General features: G+C 71.5%; 9 protein-coding genes. 2 read left to right on the forward strand and 7 right to left on the reverse strand.

Annotated elements, in window-relative coordinates:
• Positions 1-36 precede the first annotated feature (36 nt).
• Together LMU33_RS37130 and LMU33_RS37135 are read right to left on the reverse strand one after the other, a co-directional pair.
• Positions 37-1,023, reverse strand: a complete 987-nt coding sequence (locus LMU33_RS37130) for a hypothetical protein (RefSeq protein WP_228625792.1) — start codon at positions 1,021-1,023, stop codon at positions 37-39.
• A 200-nt stretch (positions 1,024-1,223) separates the two neighbouring features.
• Entirely contained in the window at positions 1,224-2,810 is a 1,587-nt protein-coding gene (locus LMU33_RS37135; protein ID WP_228625794.1) for a Na+/H+ antiporter, read from the reverse strand.
• 343 nt (positions 2,811-3,153) lie between these two features.
• On the opposite strand from LMU33_RS37135, the gene LMU33_RS37140 reads away from it, so the two are divergent.
• Entirely contained in the window at positions 3,154-5,469 is a 2,316-nt protein-coding gene (locus LMU33_RS37140; RefSeq protein WP_372478128.1) for a SpoIIE family protein phosphatase, read from the forward strand.
• 31 nt (positions 5,470-5,500) lie between these two features.
• On the opposite strand, the gene LMU33_RS37145 is transcribed toward LMU33_RS37140, so the two are convergent.
• The 4 genes from LMU33_RS37145 to LMU33_RS37160 form a co-directional block, all read right to left on the reverse strand.
• Positions 5,501-5,707 (reverse strand): hypothetical protein, encoded by a 207-nt coding sequence (locus LMU33_RS37145; protein ID WP_228625797.1) that lies wholly within the window; start codon positions 5,705-5,707, stop codon positions 5,501-5,503.
• Positions 5,708-5,716: 9 nt separating this feature from the next.
• Positions 5,717-7,069, reverse strand: coding sequence for a type III PLP-dependent enzyme domain-containing protein (locus LMU33_RS37150; protein WP_228625799.1), 1,353 nt, complete (start codon positions 7,067-7,069; stop codon positions 5,717-5,719).
• Positions 7,070-7,360: 291 nt separating this feature from the next.
• Positions 7,361-9,016: a helix-turn-helix domain-containing protein gene (locus LMU33_RS41785; RefSeq protein ID WP_228625801.1), complete on the reverse strand. Its 1,656-nt coding sequence runs from the start codon at positions 9,014-9,016 to the stop codon at positions 7,361-7,363.
• Positions 9,017-9,909: 893 nt separating this feature from the next.
• Positions 9,910-12,210 (reverse strand): YncE family protein, encoded by a 2,301-nt coding sequence (locus LMU33_RS37160; RefSeq protein ID WP_228625803.1) that lies wholly within the window; start codon positions 12,208-12,210, stop codon positions 9,910-9,912.
• Positions 12,211-12,679: 469 nt separating this feature from the next.
• On the opposite strand from LMU33_RS37160, the gene LMU33_RS37165 reads away from it, so the two are divergent.
• Positions 12,680-13,813: an FAD-dependent oxidoreductase gene (locus LMU33_RS37165; RefSeq protein ID WP_228625805.1), complete on the forward strand. Its 1,134-nt coding sequence runs from the start codon at positions 12,680-12,682 to the stop codon at positions 13,811-13,813.
• Between the two features lie 54 nt (positions 13,814-13,867).
• Here LMU33_RS37165 and LMU33_RS37170 read toward each other — a convergent pair whose 3' ends face one another.
• Positions 13,868-14,677 carry a DUF427 domain-containing protein gene (locus LMU33_RS37170; RefSeq protein ID WP_228625807.1) on the reverse strand — a complete coding sequence of 270 codons (810 nt, stop codon included), beginning with the start codon at positions 14,675-14,677 and terminating at the stop codon, positions 13,868-13,870.
• Between the last annotated feature and the right edge of the window lie 111 nt (positions 14,678-14,788).

The following is a 14,788-nucleotide window of genomic DNA, read 5'->3' on the forward strand; positions in this document are numbered from 1 at the left end:
TGAGGTGAGCGACAGGCGGCGGGTGGGGTGGCGGGTTCAGGCGTTGCGCCGGGCGCGGGCGTACATCTCTTCCGGCTTCGCCATGTACCTCCACGGCCACGAGGTGTAGGCACCCTGCAGCTCGTGGAAGACGCGCGGCAACGCGATGCGCTCGGCGGCCAGGGACAGGGCCATGGCGAACATGTTGAAGTCCTGTTGCCAGCCCGGGCGACGCACGTAGGCGGGGTGGAGGATGCTGCGCTCGGCCGCGTCCAGCAACTCGTCCTGGATCTCGGGGGTGATGAGGCAGTTGTCACGGTCGGACTCGACCCAGTCCTCGATGTGCGCGATGGCGATCACACAGCCGAGGCGATGGCCCTCGGGGGCCCCGGCGAACGCCTCCCGGGCGAACGCCAGGGCCTGGCCCGGCTCGCCGCCCCACCGGGGCTGCAACTGCGACACCCACTCGACGTGGGTGTCCAGGTCCAGCGGGTCGCGGCGCAGGGCGGCGTCGCGCCGGGTCTCGTTGACCGCGGGGCCCAGCGACATGCCGCGGCCGGAGGTGAGGAGACAGCGCCACGGCGTGACCCATTCCGGCCGCAACTCGGCGGCCTCGAACAGCTGCTCCTCGGCGATGTGGAGCCGCTGGTGGAAGACCCGCCACTGTTCCGGCGTGACGTCCACGGCAAGCGCGCGGGTGCGTGCCTCCCAGCCCCAGTTGATGTGGCGCGCCCCGGATATCAGCAGGGCCGTCGCCCGGTGCTCCTTGTCCTCCTCGACGGCCCGGCCGATCCAGTCCTGCACACCGTCCAGGTCGGCCAGCTCACCGAGGACTTGATGGTCGCGGCCGGGATCGAAGGGGTCCAGCGCCGCCCTGACCGCCGCCCAGTCACCCGCGCCGGCCGCCTCCACCAGCGCGAGCACCCGCGCGTCTCCCAGCGCACGCAGCGTGTACATCCCGTTCTTCTGCCTTCGCGGGACGGGAAGGGCGTACGGATCCGCTGCCGGTCTCCCCCCGCTCCTGCCGAACAGCTTGTCGAACATGCCGCGCCCTCCCCAGGTTCCGCGTGATCTTCGGGTGCAGCATAAGCGGGACCACCGACACCGCTTCCACAGGGTTTCCGCGGGTGGTTCACGGGTTCGGCACGGCCGGCTCCGCCTGGACCACTGAACTCGATTCGTACCGCCGCCGCGGTCTTGTCGAGCGCCCCATCGGCGTATGAGCGGGGCGCTGAAGCCGGCCGTCAGTCGCGGGGGCGGAGGCTGGCTTCTTCGAGGTCGAGTTCGTGCTGGATCCGGCGCCGGGTGGCGTCGCTGATCTTGTTGGCTTCGTAGAGGCGATGGAGTTCGGCCGCCTCGATGGCGATGAGTGTCCGGCGTATCTCGCGGTAGGCGTCGGCGGGGCGGGCGTCCGGGTCGCTGTAATGGGCGTCTTCCACCTGGTGGATGCGCGTTTCCAGATGGTGGCGGGCCTGTTTCAGGGCGGCCTCGGCGGCGGCACCCAGGTCGGCGAGCTGATCCGGATCGCCGAGCAGCTTGAGCTCCTCGAGAGCGGCGCGGGCGATGCGCCGGCGGGTCCGGGCCTCCTCGCGGGCGGTGTGCTCCGGTTCCAGAGCGATGCCGGAGCGGCGGACGACGGGGGCCAGGGTGAAACCCTGGAAGACGAGAGTGAGCGCGACGGTCCCGGTGGTGAGCGTGAGAATGAGCGCCCGGTGCGGCAGCGGCGCCCCTGTGTGGGTGACCAGGGGGATGGAGAGCGCGGCCGCCAGCGGCATGACGCCTCGGGTCCCCGCCCAGGACAGGACCGCCGGAACCCGCCAGGAGAGGCGGTTGTCGCCCTCCCTGTGCCGGTGGTGGATCAGGGCGGACAGCGGGAAGATCCACAACAGGCGGATCGCCAGCAGAGTGAAGGCGATCACCGGCACCCACAGCGGCCAGCCGTGCTCGTCGCGCGCGAGATGACGGACGGCCGAAGGCAGCTCGAGCCCGATCAGGGCGAAGACGACACTCTCCAGCAGGAAGGTCACGGTGTCGTAGACGGCGCGGACCTGGAGGCGGACGGGGGCGTCGCCGAGCTTGTGGCCGGTGCTGCCGAGGACGACCCCGGACACGATGACTGCGGTCACGCCGGAGGTGTGCGACTGCTCCGCGATGACGTAGGAGGCGTAGGGCGTGACCAACGCGATGACGGTCTCCAGCATGGGGTCGTCGGTCCGTCTGCGGATCAGGGTCACCACTGCGGCGACCGCCGCCCCGATGAGGGCTCCTCCGCCTGCAAGGATCAGGAACTGCAGGGCGGTCCCGGGCACGCTGATGGTGCTGCCGGACACCACGGTGGCCACGGCGACCTTGTACAGGACCAGTGAGGTGGCGTCGTTGAACAGGCTTTCCGCCTGCACCATGGCCTGCACGCCCGGTGGGAGTGACAGGCGCCGGCCGAGCGCGGTCACGGCCACGGGGTCGGTGCTGGCCAGGACGGAGCCGAGGATGAACGCGGTCGCGGCGGTGAGCGGCGTGATCGCATGGGCCACGTACCCGACGGCGAGGGCCGAGGCGAGGACCAGGCCGAAGACCAGGCCCGTCACGGGCCGCCACACGGTGCGCAGGTCGCGGAGGGAGATTTCCCCGGCCGAGGCGTAGAGCAGCGGTGGCAGCACCAGCACGTTGATCACGTGAGGCGGCAGGCGGACCTCGGGAACCCAGGGCATCAGCCCCACGACCAGACCCGCGACCACGAGGAGCGAGGGGGCGGGCAGGCTCCAGCGCCGGGCACCGGTCGCCACAGCGGTGGCCAGGACCACCAACAGCAGCACGACGATCACGCCGGTCATGGAGCGTCCTCGGTGGGTTACGGCTTGTTACCCCCCTCTGGCCAGGTGCTTTACCAACGTAACCGACGTACGGCGGTGACGCAGCCGACCGGGAGCAGCGACCGCCCGGTGCCCCGGCCCTGCCCTGAACCACGCCGGCCGACGGCCAGGTCGAACGTGCCGCACCCGAGACGCCCGACACGCTCCTGTGCGACCGGGCGGACGCCGCCTTGGAGCGGTCACCGGTTCGCCTTCGGCGGACACGTTCGACCGTTGTGCAGCCACTAAGCGACATACGGCCGCGGAGCCGTTGTTGTTCCGATGAGATGACCGTTCTCATCGTGAGCCCGGGGCGAGGACGAAAATGAGTGGCTTGGCCGGTGCATTTCCACCCGATCCCGCCGGCGTGGTGGGACAGCAGAAGTGTCCGTGCGGCGCCGAGAGCCGGACAGGTGCACCGGGAGCCGCGGAGGAGAAATTCCGCGGCCTGCTGGAGGCTGCGCCGGACGCGATGGTCATCGTCGACGACGCCGGAGCGATCCGGCTCGTCAACGCCCAGACCGAAGCACTCTTCGGCTACCGCCGCGAAGAACTCCTCGGCCGCCCCGTCGAACTCCTCGTCCCCGGCCGCTTCCGCCCCCACCACACCGAACACCGCAACGCCTACGCCCGCAACCAACAGGTCCGCCCCATGGGCGCGGGCCTCGAACTGTACGGACTGCGCAAGGACGGCACCGAGTTCCCCGTCGAGATCAGCCTCAGCCCCCTCGAGACCGCCGACGGCCTCCTCGTCTCCGCCGCCGTACGCGACGTCAGCGAACGCAAAGCCGCGGAGGAGAGGTTCCGCGGCCTGCTGGAGGCTGCGCCGGACGCGATGGTCATCGTCGACGACGCCGGAGCGATCCGGCTCGTCAACGCCCAGACCGAAGCACTCTTCGGCTACCGCCGCGAAGAACTCCTCGGCCGCCCCGTCGAACTCCTCGTCCCCGGCCGCTTCCGCCCCCACCACACCGAACACCGCAACGCCTACGCCCGCAACCAACAGGTCCGCCCCATGGGCGCCGGCCTCGAACTGTACGGACTGCGCAAGGACGGCACCGAGTTCCCCGTCGAGATCAGCCTCAGCCCCCTCGAGACCGCCGACGGCCTCCTCGTCTCCGCCGCCGTACGCGACGTCAGCGAACGCAAAGCCGCCGAAGCGCGCATCAACGAACTCGCCGCGCTCGTGGAGTCCTCGCAGGACGCCATCCTCGCCAAGACCCTCGACGGACACATCACGTACTGGAACGCCGCGGCCCAGCGGCTGTACGGGTTCACGGCGTCCGAGGTGCTGGGGCGGCACGTGTCCATGCTGGCACCGTCCGAGCGGGACCACGAGGTCACCGCACTCCTGGAACGGTTGCGCAAGGGCGAGAAGGTCGAGCACTTCGAGACACTGCGCCTCACCAAAGCCGGCACGCTGCTCGACGTCGACGTCACGTTGTGGCCGACCCGCGCTCACAACGGGGCGGTCGTCGGAGCCTGCGCGATCGTCCGGGACATCAGCGACCGGAAACGTGCCGAGGCGGAGTTGACGGAGTTGTACGAGCAGCAGCGGCACATCGCCCTCACGCTGCAGCGCAGTCTGATGGGCACCCCGCCCGCCATCCCGGGCCTCACCACCGCCAGCCGCTACCGGCCGGCGACACAGGGCGCCGGTGTCGGTGGTGACTGGTTCGACCTGATCCCGCTGGGCGCCGGCCGGGTCGGTGTGCTGATCGGCGACGTGATGGGCCGGGGACTGGAGGCCGCAGCCGTCATGGGCCAACTCCGGTCCGCCGCACACGCATTGGCAAAGACCGGGTTGCAGCCCCGGCAGCTGATGCAGGCCATGGAGGCCGTGGTCGCCGACCTCGACGTCCCCGACCAACTGGTCACCTGCTGCTATCTGACCATCGCCGCCGACGCGGGCGAGGTGACCATATGCTCGGCCGGGCACTTGCCGGTTCTCGTCACCGTTCCCGGTGAAAGTACCCGGACGCTTCCCGCGCCGGTGAACGCGCCCCTCGGCGTCGGCGGCGTGATCTACGAACAGTGCTGCACGACGATCGCCCGCGGCGCCACCCTCGTGCTCTACACGGACGGTCTGATCGAGACCCCGGGCACCGACATCGAGGACCAGCTCATCCACTTGGTGGCCACCCTGGACAAACTCGCGGCCACACCTCCCGACCTGGAAGCCGCCGCCGACCACGTCCTGTCAACCATGCTCCCGGACGCCGACGGCCACGACGACGTCACGCTCCTGCTGACCCGGCTGCCCGAGGCTCCGCTGGCCACGGCCGCGACGGGCCTGCCCTCGGTGCCGGAGTCCGTTCCGGCGGGCCGCGACTTCCTCGACAAGACGCTCAGTGCCTGGGGCTGCACGAACCGCATGGACAACGCACGCCTCCTGCTCTCCGAGATCCTCACCAACTCCGTCCAGCACGCGGAGGGTCCGATCACCCTGCACCTGTGCCGCACGGACACCGACCTCACCGTGGAGATCAGCGACCGCAGCCCCCACCTGCCCCAGCCGCGTGTCGCGGCCGAGGACGACGAGTGCGGCCGCGGCCTGCTCCTCGTCCGCGCCCTCGCCGACGCCTGGGGCGTCCGCCCCACGGACGAGGGGAAGACGACATGGTTCGGGCTCAAGCTGTGAGCCCGTCCCCCCCCTTCCTGCGCGCGTCCCCCTAGCCGATGATCTCCTTGAAGAACAGCACGGCCGTGGCCGCGGTGCCGCAGCCGACGCTCACGGCGACCGGCCACGCGTCGCCGGCCAGGGCCGCCAGCACGGTGGCGCCGACACCGGCCAGCGCGGCCAGCAGGAACACGATCGCCGCACGCTGGGTCAGGAGCGGCCCGTCCCCCTCGGGCCGCTCGCGTTCGCTCCGGCTCACGCCCGCCCCCTACCGGGCGCCGCGGGCCGGCACGGCCACCGGTTCGAGGTCCGCCACGGCCACGCCGTCGTGCCCGGGCACGTCCCACGGATCCTCGGCGGGACGCAGGAGCGTGAACCGGATCCGGCCGTCCGCGTCCACCCGGACGCCGTGCACCGCGGGTTCGGGAAGGCTGTTGTAGTGGAACGGCGTCGAGAAGTAGTAGGCGCCGGTGTCCGGTACGACGACGAGGTCGCCGGGCTCGAGCAGCGGCAGCGCACGGTCGCCGGCCAGCAGGTCCCCGGCGAAGCAGGCGGGACCCGCGACGTCCTGGCGCACGAGCGGCCCCCGCTTGGCTCCGCCGGACGCGTCATGCGCCTCGATCCGCAGTGGCCAGGCGTCCGGCGCGAACACGGTCCGGGTGGCGACCTGGACACCGGCGTGGGTGACGGCGATCGGCCGGTCACCGGAGGTCTTGGTGTACTCGACGTACGCGGCCATGAACCCGTTCTTCGCCAGCACGGACCGCCCGAACTCCGTGACGATGCGGTAGCGGCGGTCCGTGAAGAGCTGCGGCGCGGACTTCTTCAGATGTCCGACGTACGCGGCGAACGACGGCGTGACCTCGTCGCCGGCGAAGTTCACCGGGAGCCCGCCGCCGATGTCGATGCCGACGATCCGGCCGGCTCCGTACACCGCGTCCACCTGCTCGGCGAACCCGACCGCCTGCGCCACCCCCTCCGCGATCAGGGGGAGCGGGCAGCCCTGCGATCCTGTGTGCGCGTGCACCCAGGTCAGCCACGGGTGCTCGCCGAACGCCCGCACCAGCCGCTCGCGGCTGCCCGGGTCCGCCAGCGGCACACCGAACTTGGAGGTGCTGGTGGCGGTGCTCATCGCGGCGATGCTGCCACCACCCACCTGCGGGTTCACCCGTACCCCGATCTGCGAGCGGGAAGGGCGGTGTTCGAGGATCCGGTCGATCCGCTCCAGTTCCTGGAAGCTGTCCACGTTGACGGCCACCCCCAGTGCCAGCGCCCGCCGAAGCTCGTCGTTCGTCTTGGCCGGCGAGTCGAACACGATCCGCTCGGGCCGGAATCCGGCCGCCAGCGCCCGGGCCAGCTCCCCGGCGGTGGCGACCTCGCAGCCCATACCGAGGCCGTTCAGCTCCCTCAGCACCGGCACCAGGCAGTTGGCCTTCGCGGCGAACGCGTGCAGGGCGCCGGGCGAGTCGGCGAAGGCGTCGTACAGGTCCGAAACGGTCGCGGCGACACCGTCGAGGTCGACGAACGCGACGAGCCGGGACGCCTCCGGGTCCAACAGCCCCTGTTCCACGGCCTGCTGGAGGATGCGTTCGCGCCGTGCGGCGGGGGACACAGTGGTCATGACGAGCCTTCCGGAGTCGGTTACGGAGTCCGGGCCAGGTCCCGGCTGATGTCCAGGCTGCTCGTCGCGCACCGGCCGTGTCTTCGTCGCGTCGGCAGGAACAGGGCCGCCGCCACGGCGGCCGGGCCGGGCGATCGCACACTCCGGGCCGCGCCGTTGTGCGCGCTCACGAAAGCGGCGCCCCACGTTGGTGCGCGCGCACGAAGGCGGCGTCCGCCGCGGTGCGCGCACACGAAAGCGGCTACCGCCGTGATGCGGCGCGCACGGGTGCCGGCGAGGGGCCGGCCGCCTTCACTCCTTCCCAGCACCGCGCTCCCGCAGCCGTAACAGCCGTAACTCCAGCTGCGCCAGCAGACGTGCGTCCGCGCTGTCCAGATCGAGCCCGCAGACCTGGGTGATCCGGCGCAGCCGGTAGCGCAGGCTGTTGGGATGGATCGCGAGCGCACGCGAGGCGGCGGCCACGTCACCGAAGTGGTCCAGGTAGGCGCGCAGCGTCTCCACCAGCCGCCCGCCGCTCTCCGCGTCGTGCGCGGCCAGCCGCGCCACCGACGTCCCCCGCGCCAACGGCACGTCCCGCAGCGCCTCCACGACCTGCATGACGCCGACCGTGTCCGCGACGTCCGCGGTCCGGCCGACGGCGCGCGACCCCCCGGCGTACGTCAGGGCCCGCAGGGCCAGCTCGGCCGACCGGCGGGACTCGGCCGCCAGCGCCAGCCCCGGCACCACCTCGCCGAGCCCCACGCGCAGTTGCGTGCCCGTGGCCGCCGAGGCCCGCGCGACCAGCGACGTACCCAGCCGCTCCACCTCGCCGTCGGCCCGCTCCGGGTCGGGGTCGAGCGAGCTGACCAGCACCAGCAGCCGGCCGCCCGCCGGCACCACCACGGCCCGGTGCCCGAACGCGGCGCAGTGCAGCCCCAGCAGCGCGTGCCACCGGGAGGGGTCGCCGTCCGCGGCCGCGGCGGCCACGGCCAGGGCGGCGCACGGCGCCTGGACCTGCAGCGCGGCCCGCTCCGCCAGCACCTCGGGCGAACCGCGGCCCTCCAGCAGGGCGCGCGCCGCGTCCTCCGCCAAACGGCTGTCCGCACCGCGGGTGCGATGGTGAAGCAGGTGCGCGGCGGCAGTCCGGGCAGCCGCGCGCAGCACCTCGGACGCGTCCGGGGCCAGGGGCCGGCCCGTGACCGCGGCCACCCACAAGGACCCCAGGACCTCACCGCCCGCCCGCACGGCGCACACCAGGCGCTCGGGGTCCTCCCCCTGGGCCCGCCGGTACAGGACGTCGTCCGTCCCCCACAGGGCGGCGAAGAACCCCGCCTCCCGCATCGCCGAGACGCGCCAGGGCGGCACGCGGCGGCCGAGGATGGTCAGCCGTCGGATGTCGTCCACGTCCTCCTCGGTCGAGGAGTACGCCAGCACGCGCGACTCGGTGTCCTCGACGGTCACCGCGCCACCGACGAGGGCGGCCACCGCGTCGGCCAGTCCGTTGAGGTCACCGGGGGCGAGGTCCGGGGCGGCGGGCAGCGGCGGCACCCCGGCCGAGGCGAGCCCGGCCCGCAGCACACCGACCAGCTGGGCCCAGGAGCACCAGGGGGTGCGGAACAGCACCGCCGTACCGGTCTCCCGGGCGGCCGAGCGCAGCGCCTCCGCGGCCCCGCCGCGTCGGTCCGACCCGAACACCACACCCGCGGCGCCCGCCTCACCGGCCCGGCGCAGCACGTCCACCGCGTGGGCCGAGCCCGCGTCCACACCGACGGCGAGCAGCAGTTCGCGCGGCCGGACACCGGGGTCCAGCGCGTCAAGTACGGCGACACCCGTGACGGCCACCGCGAGACCGCCGGGTGCCGTGTCCAGTTCCACGGCCCCGGTGCCGACGACGGACAGCAACTGCTCCAAGGTCACCCGGGCCTCGGCGGCGGCACTCCACCCCGAGGACGCCCGAAGATCCGGCACGGTACCCCCCTCTCCCGCGCGCGTCCGCCCACAACCCGGCCCGCGCTGTCGGGAGGTACGACACCACACACCACGCGTGCGCTCAATGGCGCACGCGGCCACGGGCCAGGGAACGGGCCGCCGCCACCTCGGACCGGTGCGTGGCTCGCGGGCACCCGCACCCGCCGGCCGGCCGGCCCCTTGACCGCGAATATCCCCGGGAGGAGGATCCTCCTCTGATAAAGGAGTTGTGATGCTGCGGTTCATGGACTGGTCCGTGGTGGCGATAGGGTGCGTCCTGGTCCTCATGAGTCCCAGCAGCCGGTGGTGGGAGCGGAGCAGGGTTCGGAAGGGAAAGAGTCCCGATCCGGGAATGCGGCCCTTTCGGGCATGGAAGCGTCTGGCCGCCCTTCTGTGCGAGTGTCCAACCGCGTAACAACGCCGGCGTACGACAGCGGACGAGCGCTGACGCCTGCAGACCCTCAGCGCAGGTACGGGCACACGAGCCCAAGGCAGCCCCTCCACCCAAGTTGCTTCGGGACGAAACGGTCACTCCGTTAGGGTGCGCGGCATGACCGACGACCCCCCGGCCTGTCCCGAGTGCAGCCAGCCCATGAAGTTCGGCGGCTTCGTCCTCTCTCAGCGGGAGGACGATGGCCGGCGGACCTGCCGGACGCTATGGCGGTGTTCCGGTCGGCATGTGTGGTGGCGCTGGGCCGACCGGCCGGACGAGCCTTTGGAGGTCTGCCCCGTGCCGGAACTGTGCCGCTGACACCCGTCGCTGACATCAACGACCCCGGACGGCGGCAACACACAGCAGCCAGTCGTGGCACCGGAGCACAACCACAAGCGCTGCCTTTACTCGGGTGCCATGGACCGGAGCCGGCCGCCAACCGTCCCCGGACTGCCCGGCCTCATGAGGGGCTGCCGGGGCGGACGGTGAGGTAGGTCCACTGGCTCCACACACTGCCTGTCTGTGCGCCCTTGGCCGGCGGCGTGTAGTGGCCGCGGATGCGGTAGTGGTCGTTGCTCGCGAAGAACTTCAGAGCCCGGCCGTAGCCGGACCAGCCGTCGGAGTCCACGGGCACGCAACTCTGCGAGGTGGCCTGGTGCCAGGCCCCCGAGTAGTAGTGCTCGACGTACACCGACACACAGCCACCGGACTGATGGGGAGTGACCTGAAGGTTGAAGCCCATGTTGACTTCGGACTTGTAGAAGACCTGGTAGGTGGTGGATCCGATGCGGGTGGTCGAGAGCGGCCACTGCATCTCCGTCCGGACGGTCGGCGTGAGGGTCGCACTGGTGGTCACCGTGCGCGGCGCGTAACGGTAGTCCCCCGCGAAGGCCGCGCTGAAGACGGTGTTGCGGGTGATCTTGTCATACGCAACAAGGTTCCCGTGCGCGTCGACCTTGCCGCTCTTGAGCTGCGTCCGCGACGTGCCCGCGGGCTGGTCGTACAGCGTCACGTAGCGGGAGTTGTACGTGGTCCCCAGATGCGCGGTGACCTTGACGGTCGCGCCGGAGTGGTACGACTTCGCGTCGGTCGCGACACTCAGGGTCGGAGTGGCCCGGGACACCTGCACCTTCGCCGACGCCGTGACCGGGAGGTAGGAGGTACCACCGTCGTAGGTGAAGGCGTACGTGTTCGCGCCGCCGGCCTGCGGGGTGTCGTGGAAGGCGAAGCTGCCGTCGGCGGCGACGGGCACGGTGCCCACCGAGTAGCCGGAGGGGTGCGCCAGGTCGGTCTTGACGACGTGGACCGCGCCGGTGGGCACATGCGCATGCGGCCAGGTGAGGTGACCGGTGACGGTGAACGGTGCGGCACGATCTGCGGAGGAGGGAGCGGTCAGCGCCATGGCGGGTGCGTACTTGGCGACCGGGATGTCGAAGGACCGTCCGGCCGGTCCGTAGTGGCCGCTACCGGAGTAGTCGACGCGGAAGCCCAGTTGACCGGTGAGGGGTGCCGTGCCGTCGACGCGGTAGGAGCCGAAGAAGCTGACCGGGCTCCTTGCCGGGGTGGCTGTCGGGTCCGGGACGAGCACGCCGTCCGGATCGGCGTCGTCGTGGCGCGTGATGCGCACGGTGCCGGGAAGCAGGGATTGTCCGGCGCTGAGGCTGAGGGTCGAATCGGGCGACACCACGAACGAGTAGGCCTCGCCGGGGGCGAGCGGAGTGGTCCAGCTTCCGTGGAGGGTGACCGGCGCGGTTTCCGGGTCGCGAGAGATGTGGAGCGTCGGTGTTCCCCCGGAGGCGTCGACGGCCACGCCGTAGACCCGGCTCTCGTCCGGTGCCCAGGCGAAACCGTGTGCGGTGGGGTTCAGCTCCCGGGCGTAGTAGTACTCGGTGTAGAGGCCCTCGCCCGTTTCCGGAAACGTCACGACTCCGCGGCCGCCACTGGCCATGGTCCCGTCCGGGGCCACGGCGACAGCCTTGCCCCACACCGCCATGGCGAACTGCCCGTCGACCGCCAGATCCGAGGTGCGGTACCGATTGGCGGTCGCGCCCTGCAATGACGGGACCGCCAGATGCAGCCCGTCCGCCGTGACCGCGAAGTCGCTCAGGTCGGGGACGGGCAGCGCCTTCGCGGCCTGCCGGGTCAGTGCACCGCCCTCGGCCCGGTACGTGACGAAGGCGGAGGTGTCGCCCGTCTGCACGGCGGCCGCGAGTACGCCGGAGGGCGTCGGGGTCGTCGCCAGCGTGGGCGGTGCTGCCCAACTGCCGGAATCCTGCCGCAAAGTGACCGCGCCGGCTCCGTCGACGGATCCGATGCCGCCGACGCCTGCTGTGCCGTAGCCGAACCAGAGGGTGCCCCCGGCGACGGCCAGCGAGTCCGGACGGGTACCCGCGCCGGTGCCGTAACGAGCGGACTCGGTCAGCTTCTCCGTACTGATCACCGCGATCGCGTCCTGGTCCGGGAGAGCCGCGTACAGCGCCGATCCGTCGTCGGAGAGGGCGAGACCGGTGGCACCCGGCTCACCACTGATCACCGCCGGGTTCCCGCCGTCGAGGTCGGTGACGAGAATGCCGTCGGTGCCGGCGCCGCCGCTGATGAACAGGTGTCCGTGCGGCTCGTCCACGACCATGTGCGAGAAGTGCGCGATCGGCAGCGGTATGTCCGACGCCGCGTACGAGTCGACCGCGCCGGGACCGATGACAGTCGTCAGTCCCACGAGCAGCGCTGCGGCGGTCGGCGACGAGAATCGCGCCAGCTTCATGAAAGGCCCCCACATAACCTTCACGATCAAGGGCCGCAACCTAGCACGGGGAAGGTCGGGCCACGACAGCGGGTGGGGCGGATCAGGGGCCGGTTCGCGGCACAAGTGCCGTCGCTTCCCGGGCCGGCCGCCGTGTTCCGCAGCGGCGTGAACCCAGGCTGGCCGGCACCAAGCCCGGCTGTCCCGGCGAGCGGGAGCGAGCCGAACGGGACCTGCTGGTGCGGTCGGCCCGGCGCGGAAGGGTGAGGCCCAGCCGTACATCGGGACCGGGCCTGTGTCGGCCGGCTGTCGGAGGTGGTCGGTGATCTGTCGGTGATCTGTCGGTGGCTGCCGGGACCTTGGAGCTGGTCGGCGCCGAACAACAACGGCACCGGCCACCGACATCTCATCGTCCCGAACCACTGGAACGACGCTCCAGGCGTGACCTGCCGGGGCCCGCCCAGCGGTCCGCGATCAGGAAGGAAGCCTTATGACCACTGACGTCACGATCATCGGCGCCGGGCTCGGCGGCCTCACGCTCGCCCGTGTCCTGCACGTCCACGGAATACCGGCGACGGTCTACGAGGCGGAGCCCTCCCCGGCCGCGCGTTCGCAGGGCGGGATGCTCGACATCCACGATTACAACGGTCAACTCGCCCTCGAAACAGCTGACTTGATGGACGAGTTCAGGGGCCTCATCCTGGAGGGCCGTCAGGCGATGCGGGTCCTCGATCCGGACGGGACCGTCCTGTTCGACAAGGCCGATGACGGCACGGGCGGACGCCCTGAGGTGCAACGCGGCGAGCTGCGACAGCTCCTGCTCGACTCGCTCCCGGCCGACTCCGTCAAGTGGGGGTACAAGGCCGGCGGCACCCGTACCCTCGGCGACGGCCGCCACGAGGTGACGTTCGCAGGCGGTGCCACCGTCGTCACCGGCCTGCTGGTCGGCGCGGACGGCGCGTGGTCACGGGTACGGCCGCTGCTCTCCACCGCCACACCCGAGTACGTCGGCAAGTCGGTGGTCGAGACCTACCTGTTCGACGCCGACACCCGGCACCCAGCCGCCGCGAAGGCGGTCGGCGGCGGGTCGATGATCGCGCCGACGCCGGGCAGGGAGATCTTCGCGCACCGGGAAAAGGGCGACACCCTGCACGCCTACGTGGGGCTGTCCGAGCCTCAGGACTGGTTCGCCGCCATCGATTTCACCGATGCCGCCGCGGCCACCGCGCGGATCGCGGCGGAGTTCGACGACTGGGCGCCGGAGCTCACCGCGCTGATCACCGACAGCGACACCGAGCCGGTCCTGCGCCCCCTGTACGCCCTGCCGACCGGGCACCGGTGGGACCGGGTGCCGGGGGTGACCCTGCTCGGTGACGCCGCCCACCTCGCGGCCCCGAACGGCGAAGGCGCCAACCTGGCCATGCTCGACGGCGCCGAACTCGGCAAGGCCCTCGCCGCGTACCCCGACGACATCGAGGCCGCGCTCACCGAGTACGAGCGGGCCATGTTCCCCCGCAGCGCCGAGGCTGCATTCGAAGGTACCGAGATGCACGGGGCCGACTCCGACAACAACACAGCCCACGGCCTGATCGAAGCGTTCACCCGACATGATCAGCCGCAATAGGACTTCCACCACGGACATGCCGTCCACCCTGATCCGTGGGCGCCGGCGAGCGGCTCAGGAACGTGCCCGCTGCTGCTTGTCCCACTGAGCACGCGAGAGGGCGGTGGGCCGCGGGCGCAGGACGCCATCCACGTACAGGTCGACATGCTCGTTGTAGAAGGCGACCATCCCCGCGACTGCGGCGCACGACACCGTCGGGAAGTCGTACGCCCAGGCGAGATCGTCATGGACGGCGGCCCCGTTCACGAACGACCAGTACCCGCTGGTCCTTCCCTTGTACGGGCACGCCGTCACCGTCTCCGAGGAACGCAGCCGGGTCCAGTCGACATAGGCACGCTCCACGTAGTAGCGGGTCGGGAGGCCGGTTTCGAAGAGCTTCACCGTGGACGGCGCGTCCGCCAGGACGGTGCCGTCCACCTCGACGCGCACGCTGCTGGACGAGCGCAGCGCGTCCACCCGGGTGTAAGGGCTCCTCGGGTGCACGAAGACCTGCTCGTCCTCCTCGTACCACGCGTCGATCGCGTCCCACCGGAAACGGGCGCTGCCGATGAGTTCCTCCGGGGCTCCCTCGCCCCAGACCCATGCCGCACCCTCACGGACCTCGGAGCCGACGTGCAGCGAGTGCCGCCGTGCGGGGCCGGGGCTCAGCCGGCCGGCGCGGCCGTCGTCGGTCAGGACGCCCTCGGCCAGGTCCCGCAGCGGAATGCTGTACTGCGGGTAGCCGGGCCACTCCCACACGTACAAGGCGCGCCGGGTGTCGCATACCCACCGGCCGCCGACCTGCGCACGGATGCGCCGCGGCACCGGCTCGACATGCCCGACCGGGACGATGAGACCCGGATAGTCCACACTCTCGTCCGCCATCGGGCATCACCTCAGTCCGCTCGGCCGCTTCCGTACGTCCACCTTCTCCACGTCCACCTTCTCCGGCAGACGCGCGAACGGCCACCGCTGCCGGCGTCCGACAGGCACAGT

The organism is Streptomyces barringtoniae, from assembly GCF_020819595.1.
Lineage (GTDB): Bacteria > Actinomycetota > Actinomycetes > Streptomycetales > Streptomycetaceae > Streptomyces > Streptomyces barringtoniae.